The organism is Paenibacillus sp. FSL F4-0122, assembly GCF_038002845.1.
GTDB classification, from domain to species: Bacteria; Bacillota; Bacilli; order Paenibacillales; family Paenibacillaceae; genus Paenibacillus_AQ; species Paenibacillus_AQ odorifer.
Genome location: NZ_JBBODI010000001.1, coordinates 2,736,898 through 2,753,898, shown reverse-complemented (window position 1 = coordinate 2,753,898; position 17,001 = coordinate 2,736,898). Strand labels below are relative to the sequence as shown.

Genomic DNA, 17,001 nt, shown 5'->3' with positions numbered 1-17,001 from the left:
AGGAAAATCAGACGATAGCCGTTCTCTTCGCAGCAGTTCATTAATGTGCTTCTTCTTCGTGAATCGTCATCTGTGCGATATAAACCATCGTCAGAATCGTAAAGATAAACGCTTGTAGTGCCCCGACGAAAATACTGAAGCCCTGCCATACAGCCAGGAACGGAATACTGAGAATCCCCAGCTTCAAAATGACTGTAATTAGTACTTCTCCGGCGAAAATGTTAGCGAATAGACGAATAGCCAACGCTACAGGTTTTGCCAGGTTTTCGATAATGTTCAGTGGCAAAAAGATTGGAAACGGCTCGATGTAGTGTTTGAAATAATGTTTGCCGTTGAGCTTAATGCCCAGAAAGTTCATCAGTACAAATACTATGATTGCCAATCCTGCAGTGACATTAATGTCAGCAGTTGGCGACTTGTACCATAAAATTTCTGCATGCTCACCATTCGCCAAGTTCTTAGTTGCTTCAATCACGTGGCCAAACACTGTTACAGGTCCATGCGCCTCAGTTACAACGGAGAAAGGCAATCCAAGTAGATTGGAAACAAAGATAAACAGAATCAATGTCAACCCTAAAGATATGTAAGGTTTTCCTTTCTTCAGATCCATGGCACTGCTTATGACACCCTCTACAAATTCCACAACCCATTCCATGAAGTTCTGAAGCTTGGATGGATTTTCAACGGAAAGCTTACGAACCGAAAGCATAACCAGAACAAATACCACTGTACAACTGATCAGAAGCATCAACACGGCGGATAAATCTATCGGTATTCCCCCGACAAATATTTTCGGCATGTCATGCATAGTATCATCCCCCTTTCTCTTTAATCTGGTTAAAGCTTATTCTTCACACTCAGATATATCCCCGCAGGAATGGCGAGAAGCTGAGGAATGAATACGCCCGAAACAGTTGCTACCAGGGAGAAATGCTCAATCTTGACCGAGAACATGGTGACCAAAATTGCGAAGCTAATCCGTGTAACAAAACCGAGGCTGAAGGCATTCCCTTCGTTGCTCGCAATCGACTGCGTAACCCGTCGAACCTTGACGGCCAGATAACGAAAGTTTACCAATCCCGCCACCAGACCCAGAGTCATGCCCAGTGTAATTGCCCGGGTCTCATGATGAAGCACCCAGCCCATTAAGAGTCCTGCCATAAGGACGAGCGTAACTCTAGTGACGGTATTGATCATGGGAGTCATATTATCCATTCTGCTCCCCCAAAAATTTTTTAATTAACAAGGCGACATTCACAATTCCCAGAATCATTCCAGTTATAGTGCCAATGGCGAGCCAATATTTTGGCCCCTCCATCAGGTCTTTCAGCCATCTTGCCGCAAAAAAACCAATAAGAATGTAAGCGGCAAGCAAAGTGCCTGCACTTCCAATGACAAGCGCGGTCTGTAACAAGCTGTCCTTGCTATTTTGTTCTTTCATGGGCTACAATCCCAACTAATTTTACTGAATTTCCTGAGTCTTTGTCAATTCATTGAACATTGCCTAAAAACCCTTGAAAACATGAAAATAATCACAGCAAAACGTTCCAAAACCATATAAACCGTACAGTTTCACTGTATGTTGATTTTAATCAGATCAGATATTAGTTTAATTGAAATTATTTATTTTTTGTGAACATTCTGTGAAACTCTTCAGGACGTTCCTTATTAACACCAAAATGGTGCAAAATCGCATTGACAATCCGTTGGGAAGCCTTGCCATCTCCATACGGGTTGGCGGCCCGACTCATCGACTGATAGAGCTCATTATCAGTCAAAAGAGCATGTGTCCGTTGATACACCTTCTCCTCGTCCGTGCCCACAAGTTCCAGCGTTCCAGCCTCTATCCCTTCGGGACGCTCCGTTGTATCACGAAGCACAAGAACAGGCACTCCATAAGAAGGAGCTTCCTCTTGCAGACCGCCGGAATCGGTCAATATCAAGTGGGTATGCGGATAAAAATTATGCAGGTCCACGACATCCAGCGGATCAATCAGCTTAATTCTTGGATGTCCTCCCAGTATCTCATGTGCAGGTTCCTTAACGGCAGGACTCGGATGCACAGGGTAAACAATGGCGACATCTTCGAATTCATCAGCGATTCTTTTAATAGCTCGGAAGATATTACGATGCGGTTCACCTTGAGATTCTCTGCGGTGAGCAGTCATCAAAATAAGTCTTTTTCCTGAAGCAAAATCCAAAACAGGATGCCGGTAATCCGGCTGTACGGTATATTGAAACACATCAGTTACGGTGTTGCCTGTGATATAAATACTTGATTCTTTTTTGTTCTCGTGTCTCAGATTACTAGCTGACCAATCGGTTGGAGCGAAATGCAGATCGGCTAATACACCTGTTAATTGACGGTTCATTTCTTCAGGATAAGGAGACAATTTGTTCCATGTCCTAAGTCCTGCTTCTACGTGCCCAACCTGAATTTGCTGCAGGAAGGAAGCGTAACTAGCTAAAAACGTTGTTAAGGTGTCCCCATGCACCAGCACGAGGTCAGGCTTAACCTCCCTCAGTACAGGTTCCAAACCTTCAAGCACACGAATAGTAATCTCGTTCAAGGTCTGACGGTCCTTCATCACATCCAAATCGTAATCAGGGGTGATATTAAACACTTCCAACACTTGATCGAGCAGTTCTCTATGCTGCGCTGTTACACATACTATTGATTCGATATGCTCAGGATGCTTCTTCAGTTCAAGAACCAGAGGAGCCATCTTGATCGCCTCGGGGCGCACTCCGAAAATAGTCATTACTTTGATTTTGGACATAACCCCTACCCTCTCATCAAATATTCTCGCATTACTATACTTAATACTTAATTACTTATTACTTGGTTCCATAAAGACGGTCACCAGCATCACCAAGGCCTGGCACGATGTAACCATGTTCATTCAAATGATCATCAAGCGCTGCTACATAAATATCAACATCCGGATGAGCTTCCTGAACTGCAGCAACACCTTCTGGCGCTGCAATCAAGTTCATCATTTTGATCTGTGTACAACCACGGTTCTTCAGTGAGGTAATCGCAGCAATTGCAGATCCGCCTGTAGCAAGCATTGGGTCAATCACTATCAACTCACGTTCCTGTACATCAGTTGGAAGCTTGATATAATACTCCACTGGTTGAAGAGTGTCTGGATCACGGAAAAGCCCTACATGTCCTACTTTAGCCGCAGGTAGAAGCTTCAGTACACCTTCAAGCATACCTAAACCCGCACGAAGAATAGGAATAAGCCCCAGCATTCTTCCCGAAATCACTTTGCTTTCCGTCTCAGTGACCGGTGTCTGTACCGTAATTGTCTCTAGTGGAATATCACGTGTAATCTCATAAGCCATCAATGTGGCAACTTCGTCAACATGTTCTCTGAAATCCTTCGTGTTTGTTCTAACGTCGCGAATAAATGTTAGTTTGTGTTGAATTAAAGGATGATCGCAAATCACCAATTTTCCCATTTACTGTCCCTCCGGTAATTGTAAGTCTTGTCTATAGCCATAGAAAGCGCTTTGCTTCTCAGTGGCTAAATCCTGTCTATTATAGCACTCCCGCCGCTGCATTTCACCTCAGAATGGTACTTGAACTCACATTGAACATATTCCCTTGTATTTCCTTGTTTTTAAAGGTAATGATTGGCTTAATTAGGAAACCAATCACTTATAAAACCTAGATTATGTTGTGCAACTTTGGCTTTTTCATACTATTCACATTATTTTCACTAATTTTATTGAAAGTTCCATGAACTTTCAAGATTAATTTCATTCAATTTCATCTATTAACTGCAGTAATATTTGTGAACAATATGCAACAAAAAAGCCTCCATCAAACCCGGAAGAGGGTATGAATGGAGGCAGAATCATTTCTTATTGGAAGCAAAAATTTAGTATTTCAACTCTGGATAAAGAGGGTATTGGTCAGTCAACTCAGCCACTTGACGGGCAGATTCTGCCAAGTTTGCCTCATCCTTCGGATTCTTTAGAACATTAGCAATGATACGTCCAATAGTGACCATTGCCTGCTCGTCCATACCACGGGATGTGACTGCAGGTGTACCAATCCGAATACCGCTTGTTACAAAAGGACTTGTAGGATCAAATGGAATTGCGTTTTTATTCACAGTAATCCCGATGGAATCTAGTACTTTTTCCGCATCTTTTCCGGTAATGTTCAGATTACGGGTATCCAGCAGCATCAAGTGGTTATCTGTACCTCCGGATACAATGTTAACCCCTTCACTGATCAACGTTTCTGCAAGAACATTAGCGTTCTTCACTACATTTTGAGCATAAGTCTTAAAGGATGGCTGCAATGCTTCACCAAATGCGACTGCTTTTGAAGCAATTACATGCATCAAAGGTCCACCTTGGGAACCAGGGAATACCGCTTTATCAATAGCAGCTGCCCACGGCTGTCTGCACATAATCATACCTCCGCGGGGACCGCGCAAAGTCTTATGCGTAGTAGTTGTAACGAAATGAGCATGAGGAACCGGGCTCGGATGAAGACCAGCAGCAACCAATCCTGCGATATGGGCCATATCTACCATAAATAGCGCACCCACATCATTGGCGATAGCGCCAAGTTTTTCGAAATCAATAATACGCGGATAGGCACTGGCACCAGCTACAATCATTTTTGGACGGTGCTTGAAGGCTGCTTTACGTACTTCATCATAATCAATTAGGAAAGTATCTTCTTGTACTCCATAAGCAACGAAGTTATAAAGCAATCCTGAAGCATTAACTGGGCTACCGTGTGTCAAATGACCGCCGTGAGCCAAATTCATTCCAAGAACAGTGTCGCCAGGCTTAAGCGCAGCCAGATAAACTGCCATATTTGCTTGAGCGCCGGAATGTGGTTGTACGTTGACATGATCCGCGCCAAACAATTCTTTTGCACGATCACGAGCAAGGTTCTCAACGATATCTACATCTTCACAGCCACCATAATATCGTTTGCCTGGATAACCCTCTGCATATTTGTTCGTAAGCACGGAGCCCATAGCTTCCATTACGGCTTCGCTAACGATATTCTCTGAGGCAATAAGCTCAATGTTGGCACGCTGACGTTTCAGTTCCAGTTCCATCGCTTCCAGTACTGCCGGGTCACTCTTACGCAATTGTTCCATGTTCTTATTTCCTCCCTAGTGTGTGTAGATATGTTGTATTTAAGTAGAAACGATTTGCCCGCCATAAAGTGACTTAGGTCTACGTTTCTGCAAAAAATATAAAAACTAAAGTTCGTTAATCACAAAACTGTGAACCACTTTGTTCTGGAGCACGATATACCGCACGTTCCCCGCCAATTAGTGGGGGTCTGGTCCATGCCGCATTCACTCTGGCTGCTCCAATGTAGCGTAGAGTCGGACGGAAAGGAACGGCTACCCGCCGTAAATGCATTCCTATCAGAGTCTCGCCAATATCTAAACCAGCATGAGCTTCTATCGTTTCCGCCAAAACAGGATCTTTCATAGCGTGATAAGCAGCCGTAGCCATCGAACCTCCAGCACCTCGTATAGGTACAGCTGATACTTCCTTCAGACCAAGTGACTCTAGCAGAGAGCGTTCCATTACAAGTGCACGATTTAAATGCTCGCAGCACTGATACACCGGATGAAATCCTTTTTCCGCTGCTACTAAACGAACACCTTCAAGCAATTGTTCTGCAACTTCAAGTGCACCACCAGTTCCAATCCGGACACCAGCAACTTCACTTGTGCTCACTCCGACGACAACAATTTTGCCTGACCCAAGGTTACCAGCCTCCGCCAACTCTCTTAACACAGTGACGGTGGCTTCAGTTAATGATAGCTCTACAACTTCGTCCATCACTCTACCTCCTCAAACTTCAAACAAGCTTATTTTAAACAAAAAAGAGCAGTCCGCAGGTAGCTGCGGATTTGCTCTTTTGCCCAGGCGACCGGCCGTTTATTCCGATGCTCCATCGTGGTTTGATCCACATTTGTCGCCAGTTACATCGGAACCGATTATTTGTAACTTCATCTTAAAGCAAAGTGAACTGAAAATCAACCATTTACAAATGGCGGAAGGTTTCCAGCTTATCCAGCAAACTGAATAGCGCAGTGCGAATCTCAGCAGCAGTTAGCTCATAGTCCTCACGCGTGCCACCAAATGGATCAGAAATATCGAAGCTCGGAATACGCTGGCGAATCTCAATCATCCGCTGCAGATCCGTTGCATTCGGTTCACCACCAAGGGCTAAGCTCAACTCCGCATCTGCGTAAAGGCTGTCCAATTCCTTGATATCTTCCGTCACCGCATCTTCATCATGCACGTATTCCTTCAATGTATAGGTTTTCGTTACAGCATCCGGAAAATACTGCAGCAAATGCTGCTTATGCCCACCCGTCAAGGTCAGCACGAGGTCGGCCCAAGCGACAGCTTGACCTGTCAATTGTGACGACTCCATTGAATCATGAATTCCTTCTTCCTGCAGTATAGCTGCAGCATGTCTTGATATAGAAGTACCGGAAATGGCGGATACACCTGCAGACCGCACTTCCAGGTCGATTCCACGTTCCTTCGCGAGCTTTCGTAAAAGCCCCTCAGCCATAGGACTTCGGCATGTATTTCCGGTGCAGACGAATAAAATATGCAGCATGTTTTGCACCCCCATGAAATTAAATATTCTAATGCCGTTATTGTATCAAAAGATGAATAGCAAGCCAAACCCCAGAAGTATTGCACCGCCTAGTGCTTCTCCATAATCCCCGAGACCACGACTGACATGCCGTCCTATTAGCAACCCTAGAATCGACATTAGTCCCCCGCAGGCACCGAAGGCTAAGATGGTCAAAAGCACTCCATTCACAAACATCCCCAGTGATACACCCACGGAGAAAGAGTCAATACTCACACTGAGCGAAAGAAGTATCATCCCCCACAAGGTTCGATGATCCATAGCTCGCGAGCTTCCCGTATCCGGACGAAAGGAGTTGTACACCATATGCCCGCCCAAAAGAACTAGAAGACCTCCAGCAGCATAAGTCGTTACTTGACCTAACAAGTGTCCGACATAACTTCCTGTCAACAAACCCAGGAGAGGCATCAGCATATGAAAAACAGCAATGAGCAGACTCATTTGCAGAACATGCAGCAGACGAATACCTTTCATACCGATCCCTACACCGAGCGAAAAGGCATCCATCCCTAATGCAACCGCCATTATAGTAATGGTAACAATCTGCCCCCATTCGGTATATACATCTCCTAAGCCCATGCTTAACCCCCCAAGTCCGAAATATCTTGTACAACAACGATATGCGGACAAGGGGGTAATCATGACTTCATATAGGAGTCATATACGAAAAAGCAACGCCGTGGTTATCCGGCGTCGATGACGGATCCACCGGCGGCTTTCATAAGCCGGTTCATGATGGCAGCGCCGAGGCCCGTATACGGGCAAGCCTCGGCTAAGATGTAAGTCGCTCCCGCTTCATCGAACCGCCGCAAAGCGGCATATAGGGAGCGGGCCCCTTCCTCCGGCGAGGATAACGAGCCAAGGGAAAGGACACAGGCGGCAGGGTCGGCGGGATAAAGGGCCTTATGCTCCTCAAAGAGGAGCAGGCCCGTGATCTCGCCGTTTAGCTGCGCCGCCTGAAGTTGACTTGCGGCTTCGTCCGCCACGCGTTGCGGGGAAGAGCCGCGCACTACACCAAGCCAGCCGCGCGGCGCGTAGTGCGTGTACTTCATGCCCGGCGCGCGCGGCGCCGAAATGCCGCCAGCAGCATCCGCACCATGCTGCTCAATAGATGCGGATGCCCTTTCGAAAGGCTCACGATTGTTAACATTCAGGCAATCCGCTGAAGATTGTGCTGTAGTTGCTTTAGCTGTGATTGGCTCAGCAGTACTTAAATCAACAACAGAGATTGTCGTCCCCGAATCAGCCATGACAGTAGTAGTAGAGGCAGCAGTTGCCTCAGCATTACCGGGCTCTGAGCTTACAGCTTCTGCTCCCACCACTGCAGCCAATTGCTCCGAAGTAATCCCGCCGGGGCGCAGCACAGCAACTTTTCCGTCAGGCTGTACCTGCACGACTGTTGACTCTAGTCCCACTCCAGCAGCACCACCATCAAGGACGCCATCAATGTATCCAGCCAAATCTTCCATCACATGCGAAGCTAATGTCGGGCTCGGGCGACCCGAACGATTAGCACTGGGCGCCGCAACCGGACAACCTGCGGCACTTATCAGCGCCAGAGCTACCGGATGATCCGGCATCCGCACACCAACCGTATCCAAACCCGCCGTCACACAAGGCGACAGTACACCTTCACGAACAGGAAGCACAACTGTCAGCGGACCAGGCCAATAAGCTGCCATCAGCGCGGCCGCCTTAGGATGCACCTCTGCAACAAGCTCGTCCAAAGCTGCCGTATCCGAAATATGTACAATTAACGGATTGTCAGAGGGCCGTCCTTTTGCTGCAAAAACAGCCTCAACTGCCGACGTATTTCGGGCATCCGCCCCTAGCCCGTAGACGGTTTCGGTTGTAAAAGCCACTGTTCCGCCTTCGCGAAGCATTGTTGCTGCCTCCGCTATCGCCAGCTTGTCAGCTTCATTCGGCTGAAATACCTCAGAGTTCGTTCCCTCAACAGAATTCAACTTCCAGTATACAGTCTCAGCTCTATTTCCACTCCGCCGCTGAACGGCGAATAAAGGATTATTGTGTTCATTCATTCTCATCACAGGCTTTCTAGAAGATATAATTTATCTTAGCAAAAAACGGCCCCAGTAGGGAGCCGTGATAGATCTGCTTATAAAATAGTAACATATCTGGGGTCTTACGACCATAATCCACTGATCCAGTTCCAAAGGTTTTGCAGCAGCTCCCAGACGAAGAACCGTACCTCTGGCTCAGCAGCAGTTTCTCCTGATGAAGCACTTCCTGCCGAGGAATCAGCCTGCACTGTTTTTGCAGCTGCCGATTTCACCTTAGCACTGTTATCCGCACCAGCAGCAGACACTGTTTTTGTACCTTTGTCAGCAGCAGGTGCTGCCGCATCTCCAGAGCCCGCATCGATAAAGCAAAGCGGAGGAAACAGTACACACCACCAATTTTGTCCCTTGCCTGCACCAAGCGTGACCCGTACAGCTTCATACTCCCCAGCAGGATAGACGGTACCACCGTATAATTTGGTTGGAAAAGGGACTACGCCCAGCTCCACTTTATAGGAATATTCAATGCCCCGTTTCTCGAGCTCTGATCCAACCAAAGCGTTAAGCTCCGGCAGATGATTTCTAATCAGAGCACGTGCCTGCTCCAAGCTCTGCGGATCCTCAAGAGCAGATACCCACTGGTTCATTTGCTCCACAATTTTATCGCGAATTTGCCGTTTCACCAGCTGATCTTGCGCTCCGTCAGAATTAGCTAGAATACGTAACCGGATAGATTCTTGGGGAATAGATACTTCAGCTACTGCAGCATCGGTTTTTTGACCTTCCCAAGCCATCATGAGGACCATAAAAAAACAAATTAAAATGGCAGTATACTTAAAAGTTACACGTAAGGAATCTCTTTTATCCATATGATTATCGTTCATTTGTTGCAGCCCCTCTCCTCTTAACTCTCATGCTAGTAGTATGCCCGGAGATAAGAGACTGCAAACCTATGAATCTATGATTTTAAGAAACGAGCAGTTTCAGTGAGATCTTAACAGTCCTATAAAAGAAAATAAAGGGAATATTTTACTTTTTTAAATCATTATGATATAGTGGGTATATTCGGTATATTGCTTATATTTTTCTTTAATATCCAATTTATATAAATTTAAGGAGGTTCATTATGAAACTAGTAAAAACTGTATCTACTCTGACTTTGGCACTCATTGCTTCAACTTCCATTTATACTACAAGCTCATTTGCCGCAGAAACCTCTTCTAATCAAGTTGAACAAAGTGCTACGACCTCAGTCACCTCATCAGATACTACTTTTGTAAAAACAGTTACTGCTGATGAGATTGAATCGATTAAAGAAGAAGCAGCTCTAACTCAAAATATAAACCAGCCAAATTTTAATGAAAATAACAATAACTCATTAGGCATATTCTCCTATACGGAAGGTTTCACTTTTACAATGGATGGATGGGCTTCAGGCACACAAAAGAGAACGAATGGTGAAATAACTTTCACCTCAAATTCTGATGTCTATGCAACGATACATCAAAGAACTTCCTTTCCTACCGAAGCAGTTCCGATCATCTCTTATGAATTGATTAGCAAAAGTAGCGGTAAATCGGCAGGGGTTAGAAACGTGTCTTGGCCTTATGCAGAAAGCAGCCCGTATACTATCGGTTGGAGTAATGTTCTTCCAGGAACTTACTATTTACTAATCACTAATCTGGGACCCAATCAAATATTCGGCGGAGGATTCCTAAACGCTTACTGATAAGCGAAATTGAATACAATAAAATCGAGGCAGATTCCATGGGTGCTTCCATATTTTAATCCGACGGAAAGTAAGGCATAGAATTCCTGTAGCATTATTCATTAAAGCGAGATATATCCTATTGTAATATACCGAATTTAATAACTAACTAACAAAAGCGCATGCTGATAATCAGCATGCGCTTTTGTTAAGTTTCAAAAAATATTATCTCATTACTGATCTTTTTAGTATCAGGCTTCTTTCGGGTTCTCACCCTTGACTATTCTAAACACCTTTAACCGATACATGATTTATGACCGGGTCTGGAAGATCTTCTTCCTCTTGCTGACCATGCAGACGTACACTCATTACCAAACCAATGCTGGCCATGTTGATAAGCAGGGATGTACCTCCAAAGCTGATGAAAGGTAACGTGATACCTGTCAAAGGCATCAGACCAATAAACGCGCCAATATTCTCAAAAATCTGATATAGCATCATGGCGACAATTCCGACAATCAAGAACGGCCCGGCTCTATCCTTACACTCCAGCGCAATCAGAATCATTCGGTGAATGAGGATAAAGTACAGCAGCAGCAGCAGCGCCGCCCCCACAAAACCGAATTCCTCGGCAATTTGCACGAAAATGGAGTCCGAGTAGGTATATGGCACACGATTCGTTTGAACGGAATCTCCCTTCATATAGCCATCACCACTCATTCCTCCAGAAGCAATAGCAATTCTAGCATTGGTGGTATGATACTTAGCCTTTTCTGTTGCCTTTTCGGGAACAAGCCAAGGATCAAAACGTTCAATCCAGTGAGATCGCCCAATATCCGTAAGAAAGGTTTTAATTTCATCGTGATAATGGATATAACTCATAATTCCCGCAATCGCAGAACTAGCCACGATGACCAGCCCGATTAATGCATGCGTGTATTTAATATTGCCAATCCACAACAGACCCGCAAGAATCACAACGTAAGACAAGGCATTCCCAAGGTCATTTTGGGTAAGAACAATAAGAAATGGAAACAAGGTCAGAAGGCCGAGTGGCACAACATCCCGCCAGAACAGAAGCTTACTCTTATTCTTGCGGACAAGCATGGCCGCCAGAAAAAGAATTAATATCAACTTGAACAGCTCAGCAGGCTGCAGACTCAGTCCTCCAGGCAGGGTCAACCAGCCTTGTGCATTATTTTTAGTCTCGCCCAAAAAGCTGACGAGCACCAGCATCCCTATCCCAAACAAATAAATATATATCGCATATTTCACTAATATTCTGTAATCCAAAAAGGTCATTCCAATAAAAGCTACAAAACCAATAGCATAATACATCATCATACGAATATGATGTCCGTCCAGCTTCTCTCTTCCATGAGTAACACTATATATGGCGAAGATGCTGACCACCATGAGTAATAACAGAACGACTACAATAGCACCATCAATCTTTTTAATCTTCTGAAGCACGCTCTGCCTCCCTACTCTATATCCGGTCTTTCTTTATGATCCCCTGAGAAATCCTGCTAAATACTATTATAAAGGAAGTCGGATTGAAAATACAATTTCTCTACCCTGGACAAAGGAACCCTCTGCAAAGTAGGCAATATTATTTCGTTATGCCTAGCACATGACGCGGGATTCCAGCCAGATCATTAATGGTGATAATCTCCGTCCAATGGCCCGCTGCCGCAAGGAGTGCAGCGACTTGCTCAGCTTGACCGAAGCCAAGCTCAAAGCCGATCAGGCGCGGCGGTGCCGGGAGCAGCGTCAGCTGCTCCATCATGCGGCGGTACGGGTCCAGCCCGTCCGCTCCGCCATCCAGCGCAGTGCGCGGCTCATGGTCGCGCACCTCACGCTGCAGCCCGGCGATATCCTCGCCGGGGATGTACGGCGGGTTGGAGACGAGAATATCCGTCTCCATCCCCGCGAACGGCTCGAGCAGATCGCCGAGCCGAAAGTCCACAGCTGTGCCATTGCGCAAAGCGTTGCGCTCGGCCACAGCCAGAGCCGCCGGCGAAATATCGCCGGCGCAGACCCTCCACGCCGGCGCTTCCGCCGCCAACGTGACGGAGATCGCTCCGCTGCCGGCGCCGATGTCGACGGCGGTCAGCGGTCTTGCGGCGCGCACGTCCCCCGCGCCGCCTCCGCTGCGGGCCGTATCTCCGCCCGCGCTATCCAGCGCCGCTTCGCCCGGCGTTACAACGCCGTTCGGCCAAAGCTCCGCGCCGTAACGTAAAATCGCCTCGACAAGCAGCTCCGTCTCCGGCCGCGGAATAAGCACGTCAGGCGTCACCTCAAAAGGCCGCCCGTAAAATTCTTGCTCGCCGATGATATACTGCACCGGCTCACCAGCGCCCCGGCGGGTAACTCCCGCCTCAAATGCTTCCTTAACCGCTGCTGGAAAAGGATCTGCCAACGCCATGTAATAAGCTGCGCCAGACACTCCAAGCACATGCTCCAGCAGCAATTGTGCACTGCGCTGCGGTTCATTGCAGCCGCTCCGGCTCAAAAAAGAAGAAGCCTCCGCAAAGGCTTCCCGGATGCTTTTGACTTCCGACATGACATATACGCCATCGTTCAAAGCATTATTCTCCATTATCCATATTATCCATCAAGTCAGCTTGTTCAGCGATTGAAAGGGCTGAGATAATTTCAGTGATTTCTCCGTTCATAACCTGCTCCAAACGGTGCAGTGTCAGGCCAATACGATGGTCTGTAACCCGGCTCTGCGGGAAGTTATACGTCCGAATGCGCTCACTACGGTCACCCGTACCTACTTTACTCTTCCGTTCACCAGCATACTTCGCTTCTTCTTCCTGCCGTTTCATATCAGAGATACGGGCACGAAGCACTTGCAGCGCTTTTTCTTTATTGGAGTTCTGTGACTTACCGTCCTGACAGGTAGCAACGATGCCTGTAGGTACATGGGTTACACGTACTGCAGACTTGGTCGTATTTACAGACTGTCCGCCTGCACCACTTGAACAGAAGGTATCTACGCGAATATCTTTATCATGGATCTCGATCTCAAAAGCCTCAGCTTCCGGCATCACAGACACCGTAGAAGTAGAGGTATGAATACGACCTCCGGATTCGGTCGCTGGGATACGTTGTACGCGATGCGCACCACTTTCGTATTTCAGCTTACTGTATGCACCACGGCCGTTAATAAGGAAGATTACCTCTTTGAATCCACCAAGATCACTCGCGTTAACATCCATTAACTCAACGCGCCATCCTTGTGCATCAGCATAACGAGTGTACATCCGGTAAAGATCTGAAGCGAACAATGCTGCTTCATCTCCACCCGCTGCACCACGAATTTCAACGATTACGTTCTTATCATCATTCGGGTCTTTAGGCAGCAGCAACACGCGGATTCTCTCTTCCAGCTCCACTTGACGTTTGGAAAGGTCATCAATTTCCATCTTGACCATTTCTTTCATCTCATCATCAAGCTTTTCGCCTTGCATCTGCTTAGCAGCTTCAAGCTCTTCCATTACGCTCTTATATTCAGTATACGCCTCAAATGCAGGCTGTAGGTCTGATTGTTCTTTGGAATAGTCCCTCAGTTTCTTACTGTCGTTTGCAACATCCGGATCACAAAGCAGTTCACTGAGCTTCTCATAGCGGTCCGCCAGGGATTGCAATCGGTCCAACAAGGGAATTCACCTCTCCTGATTCAATTTCAAATTCGCAAATATAACATCAAATTTGTACTGTCATAAAAATAGATATACGACTTTATATTATACCAAAGATATTGTGAAATGGCTACAGTTCCGTACGCACAATACCTTAATAAAAAGCTTATATTTTTAAAAAGGATCATCCCAGCAATAGAAACTCCCACTGCTCGAGATGACCCCTATATCATTCGTACACTTAAACCTTCTTAAACGTTAAAACGGAAATGCATTACGTCGCCGTCTTGCACCAAATATTCTTTACCTTCAAGACGCAGTTGACCACGTTCCTTCGCACCGTTCATGGAACCAGCTGCCACAAGATCCGCGTAAGCCACTACTTCAGCACGGATAAATCCCCGTTCGAAATCTGTATGAATCACACCGGCAGCTCCAGGTGCTTTGGTGCCGCGGCGAATCGTCCACGCCCGAACTTCCTGAACGCCTGCTGTGAAATACGTATACAAGCCAAGCAGTTTATAAGCCGCTTTAATCAACCGGTTAAGCCCGGATTCTTCCAGTCCCAGCTCTTCCAGGAACATAGCTTTATCTTCACCTTCAAGCTCAGCAATTTCTGCTTCCACCTTAGCACTGATCGGAACAACTTCTGCACCTTCAGTAGCTGCAAAATCGCGAACTTGCTGTACATAAGGATTGTCCTCAGCACTTGCCACTTCATCTTCACTTACATTCGCCGCATACAGCACTGGCTTCAATGTTAACAAATGAAGATCACGGATAATAAGCTTCTCGTCATCAGACAATTCTATACTGCGTGCAGGTTTATCTTCGTAGAGCACTTCTTTGACGCGTTCTAGCAGCTCAACTTCTTGAGCGTATTTCTTGTCGCCGCCTTTGATATTCTTACGGGAACGCTCAATCCGCTTCTCAATGCTCTCAATATCAGCAAGAATCAACTCCAGATTAATGGTCTGGATGTCGCTGATCGGATTTACCTTTCCATCAACGTGGGTAACGTTCTCATCTTCAAAACAACGAACCACATGCACGATAGCATCTACTTCACGGATATGGGCCAGGAACTTGTTGCCTAGTCCCTCTCCTTTACTGGCACCACGCACGAGACCAGCAATATCAACAAATTCAAAAGCAGTAGGTACGGTCTTGTTCGGCTGTACCAGCTCAGTCAGTTTATCAAGACGTTCGTCTGGAACTTCAACAACACCAACGTTAGGGTCAATGGTACAAAAAGGGTAGTTAGCGGATTCTGCTCCCGCTTGCGTTATCGCATTAAACAATGTGGATTTTCCTACGTTAGGAAGACCGACGATTCCAGCTTTCAAAGCCATTTATATGACAACTCCTATTTTCAGCTAAATTGATCATCCGAATAAGCTATACGATCTAAACCATTATATATTAGAACATATTCGCCAGCAACACCGGATGTCAGGCAGATGTGTCCGAACGCGCAAGCTCTAATACCTTTTTTATCGCCGGCTGGTCCAGTAATGGCTTAGATTTATCCGGATCAACCTCCACATCAGGCACAGTCTTTACCTCTTCATTACAACTTCCATCAGAATTCAGACCCATTTCAAAGGAAAACCTGAAGAGATAACCGCTATTAGGCAATGCAACAACAAGCGGATCTATCCCTAGTCCATCCCCACCTGTCCTGCCGCCTACAACCGTTGCAAACCCGGTGCCTTTTACAAAGGCTGCAAGACCTTCCGATGATGAATACACAGAGCTATCTACCAGCAAATAGATTTTCCCTTTAAATCCAACAGATTTATTAGGGGTTACTACATCATTTGTTTTTCTATATGTCTTAAACATCTTTAAAGCTTCGGTTGGCAGCTTGGGCAGTTGCTCATCTTTGATGCCAGCAATAGGTTGTTGCCCCTTTGTAATCTGACGTGCTTGCATAAAGGTCTCCGCATATTTGCCTCTTGTATAAAGTAAGTATGTATTGTATTCGATAGGTTTATTGATCAACATAGGGACAAGATGAATTCTCCAATAATTACTGTTTCCTCCCCCATTTCCGCGGATATCTAATATTAATGTCTTATAGTCCTTTACCTCTATTAAAAAATCATGGATCTCGGAGCTGTCCATCTCCATGAGACTCCCGTCAAAGCTTTGCATGCCGAGATAAGCGATTCGATCGGGCTCTATAATGACTTTTTTTACATTCCCAGAAGTCTTTTTTGTTACATCTCCTACTCCATCTCCACCATTATGCATATCGTTATTGATATCATTAGAGCTTTGCTGCTCCGCTAAAGGTTTCTGGTTGTAACGGGCCAATACGTTAGGCTGCTGAAACACGTTGACCCAAGGCTCAAAACCAAAACCTAACTGAGCATACGTATGTAGATACCAGGGGTATTCTTCCTTGGATATAAAATTTGTATGCCCATTGTTTAATCTGCTAAGGACAAATCTCATACGTTTCAAAAACTCATCATCCGATTTCACGGCTGCTATTTTATTGCGGTATTCCTCTTTTTTTGCAAGCCAATCCTCTCCATTGAGACGTTTATTCACCTCTAAGAAAGGATAGTTCTCCTCAATAATCTTCCACATGTAATCAAAATCCTCTAGCCTTTGTTCTACCGTCAATGAAGGCAAAGCTATTTCTGATTGATCTTCAACTACAGCTGAAGAGGCTAGCGGTGCAACCGGACTTGCCTGGACTTGCTCAGACTCAGATTTCTTCTTTCCTGGTAAATCGCCACTGTTGCAGCTGACCAGTAATAGTAATACTACTGCAGAAACAACCACCCACGATACAGTCCTTGGCCTCACCTTAATCCCCCCTTTTCTCTCTTTATGACTTAATCCATTTTCAGGAATTTATTTTTTAATCATATTTTCCTAATCATCCTAAATCAAATATATTTATCACAATTATTTACATAATAATTCAGTAGAACAACAAAA

General features: G+C 45.7%; 17 protein-coding genes and 1 riboswitch. Of the genes, 1 reads left to right on the top strand and 16 read right to left on the bottom strand.

The features are described from left to right. Positions 1-40: 40 nt before the first annotated feature. The 11 genes from atpB to spoIIR form a co-directional block, all read right to left on the bottom strand. Positions 41-808, bottom strand: a complete 768-nt coding sequence (atpB, locus tag MHH49_RS11755; protein WP_036681575.1) for a F0F1 ATP synthase subunit A — start codon at positions 806-808, stop codon at positions 41-43. Between the two features lie 29 nt (positions 809-837). Further along, positions 838-1,215: an ATP synthase subunit I gene (locus MHH49_RS11750; protein ID WP_036681578.1), complete on the bottom strand. Its 378-nt coding sequence runs from the start codon at positions 1,213-1,215 to the stop codon at positions 838-840. Continuing rightward, entirely contained in the window at positions 1,208-1,441 is a 234-nt protein-coding gene (locus tag MHH49_RS11745) for an AtpZ/AtpI family protein (RefSeq protein WP_036681579.1), read from the bottom strand. The genes MHH49_RS11750 and MHH49_RS11745 overlap by 8 nt, the downstream gene beginning before the upstream one ends. A 178-nt stretch (positions 1,442-1,619) precedes the next feature. Further along, entirely contained in the window at positions 1,620-2,780 is a 1,161-nt protein-coding gene (gene wecB, locus MHH49_RS11740) for a non-hydrolyzing UDP-N-acetylglucosamine 2-epimerase (RefSeq protein ID WP_036681581.1), read from the bottom strand. A gap of 58 nt (positions 2,781-2,838) precedes the next feature. After that, positions 2,839-3,468 (bottom strand): uracil phosphoribosyltransferase, encoded by a 630-nt coding sequence (upp, locus tag MHH49_RS11735; RefSeq protein WP_036681583.1) that lies wholly within the window; start codon positions 3,466-3,468, stop codon positions 2,839-2,841. A gap of 422 nt (positions 3,469-3,890) precedes the next feature. After that, positions 3,891-5,138 carry a serine hydroxymethyltransferase gene (glyA, locus tag MHH49_RS11730; protein WP_038573642.1) on the bottom strand — a complete coding sequence of 416 codons (1,248 nt, stop codon included), beginning with the start codon at positions 5,136-5,138 and terminating at the stop codon, positions 3,891-3,893. Positions 5,139-5,253: 115 nt separating this feature from the next. Beyond that, a complete protein-coding gene (locus MHH49_RS11725; RefSeq protein ID WP_076099682.1) occupies positions 5,254-5,838 on the bottom strand; it encodes a TIGR01440 family protein in 585 nt (194 codons plus the stop codon). Between the two features lie 74 nt (positions 5,839-5,912). Beyond that, positions 5,913-5,995: riboswitch (ZMP/ZTP riboswitch) on the bottom strand. A 48-nt stretch (positions 5,996-6,043) separates the two neighbouring features. Next, on the bottom strand, positions 6,044-6,631 hold the full coding sequence (locus MHH49_RS11720) for a low molecular weight protein arginine phosphatase (RefSeq protein WP_036681588.1): 588 nt from the start codon (positions 6,629-6,631) through the stop codon (positions 6,044-6,046). Between the two features lie 45 nt (positions 6,632-6,676). After that, positions 6,677-7,249, bottom strand: coding sequence for a manganese efflux pump MntP (locus MHH49_RS11715; protein ID WP_038573646.1), 573 nt, complete (start codon positions 7,247-7,249; stop codon positions 6,677-6,679). Positions 7,250-7,353: 104 nt separating this feature from the next. Beyond that, positions 7,354-8,709, bottom strand: a complete 1,356-nt coding sequence (locus MHH49_RS11710; protein ID WP_076099805.1) for an L-threonylcarbamoyladenylate synthase — start codon at positions 8,707-8,709, stop codon at positions 7,354-7,356. A gap of 104 nt (positions 8,710-8,813) precedes the next feature. After that, positions 8,814-9,557, bottom strand: coding sequence for a stage II sporulation protein R (gene spoIIR, locus MHH49_RS11705; protein WP_076099806.1), 744 nt, complete (start codon positions 9,555-9,557; stop codon positions 8,814-8,816). A 257-nt stretch (positions 9,558-9,814) separates the two neighbouring features. On the opposite strand from spoIIR, the gene MHH49_RS11700 reads away from it, so the two are divergent. Beyond that, positions 9,815-10,417, top strand: a complete 603-nt coding sequence (locus MHH49_RS11700) for a hypothetical protein (protein WP_036681592.1) — start codon at positions 9,815-9,817, stop codon at positions 10,415-10,417. Between the two features lie 264 nt (positions 10,418-10,681). Here MHH49_RS11700 and MHH49_RS11695 read toward each other — a convergent pair whose 3' ends face one another. From MHH49_RS11695 to MHH49_RS11675, 5 genes are all read right to left on the bottom strand, one after another. Beyond that, on the bottom strand, positions 10,682-11,869 hold the full coding sequence (locus tag MHH49_RS11695; RefSeq protein ID WP_036681594.1) for an FtsW/RodA/SpoVE family cell cycle protein: 1,188 nt from the start codon (positions 11,867-11,869) through the stop codon (positions 10,682-10,684). Positions 11,870-12,008: 139 nt separating this feature from the next. Continuing rightward, positions 12,009-12,998 carry a peptide chain release factor N(5)-glutamine methyltransferase gene (gene prmC / locus MHH49_RS11690; protein ID WP_076099683.1) on the bottom strand — a complete coding sequence of 330 codons (990 nt, stop codon included), beginning with the start codon at positions 12,996-12,998 and terminating at the stop codon, positions 12,009-12,011. Continuing rightward, a complete protein-coding gene (prfA, locus tag MHH49_RS11685; RefSeq protein ID WP_036681601.1) occupies positions 12,988-14,064 on the bottom strand; it encodes a peptide chain release factor 1 in 1,077 nt (358 codons plus the stop codon). The genes prmC and prfA overlap by 11 nt, the downstream gene beginning before the upstream one ends. 233 nt (positions 14,065-14,297) lie before the next feature. Further along, the gene (gene ychF, locus MHH49_RS11680; protein WP_036681604.1) at positions 14,298-15,398 is read right to left on the bottom strand and encodes a redox-regulated ATPase YchF; all 1,101 of its coding nucleotides are present in this window, start codon (positions 15,396-15,398) and stop codon (positions 14,298-14,300) included. A gap of 100 nt (positions 15,399-15,498) precedes the next feature. Continuing rightward, positions 15,499-16,866, bottom strand: a complete 1,368-nt coding sequence (locus MHH49_RS11675) for a S41 family peptidase (protein WP_143763750.1) — start codon at positions 16,864-16,866, stop codon at positions 15,499-15,501. Positions 16,867-17,001 lie beyond the last annotated feature (135 nt).

Coding starts and splice junctions, on each gene's coding strand:
- atpB (WP_036681575.1), bottom strand. CDS start 808: ATGCATGACATGCCGAAAATATTTGTCGGGGGAATACCGATAGATTTA.
- MHH49_RS11750 (WP_036681578.1), bottom strand. CDS start 1,215: ATGGATAATATGACTCCCATGATCAATACCGTCACTAGAGTTACGCTC.
- MHH49_RS11745 (WP_036681579.1), bottom strand. CDS start 1,441: ATGAAAGAACAAAATAGCAAGGACAGCTTGTTACAGACCGCGCTTGTC.
- wecB (WP_036681581.1), bottom strand. CDS start 2,780: ATGTCCAAAATCAAAGTAATGACTATTTTCGGAGTGCGCCCCGAGGCG.
- upp (WP_036681583.1), bottom strand. CDS start 3,468: ATGGGAAAATTGGTGATTTGCGATCATCCTTTAATTCAACACAAACTA.
- glyA (WP_038573642.1), bottom strand. CDS start 5,138: ATGGAACAATTGCGTAAGAGTGACCCGGCAGTACTGGAAGCGATGGAA.
- MHH49_RS11725 (WP_076099682.1), bottom strand. CDS start 5,838: ATGGACGAAGTTGTAGAGCTATCATTAACTGAAGCCACCGTCACTGTG.
- MHH49_RS11720 (WP_036681588.1), bottom strand. CDS start 6,631: ATGCTGCATATTTTATTCGTCTGCACCGGAAATACATGCCGAAGTCCT.
- MHH49_RS11715 (WP_038573646.1), bottom strand. CDS start 7,249: ATGGGCTTAGGAGATGTATATACCGAATGGGGGCAGATTGTTACCATT.
- MHH49_RS11710 (WP_076099805.1), bottom strand. CDS start 8,709: ATGAATGAACACAATAATCCTTTATTCGCCGTTCAGCGGCGGAGTGGA.
- spoIIR (WP_076099806.1), bottom strand. CDS start 9,557: ATGGATAAAAGAGATTCCTTACGTGTAACTTTTAAGTATACTGCCATT.
- MHH49_RS11700 (WP_036681592.1), top strand. CDS start 9,815: ATGAAACTAGTAAAAACTGTATCTACTCTGACTTTGGCACTCATTGCT.
- prmC (WP_076099683.1), bottom strand. CDS start 12,998: ATGGAGAATAATGCTTTGAACGATGGCGTATATGTCATGTCGGAAGTC.
- ychF (WP_036681604.1), bottom strand. CDS start 15,398: ATGGCTTTGAAAGCTGGAATCGTCGGTCTTCCTAACGTAGGAAAATCC.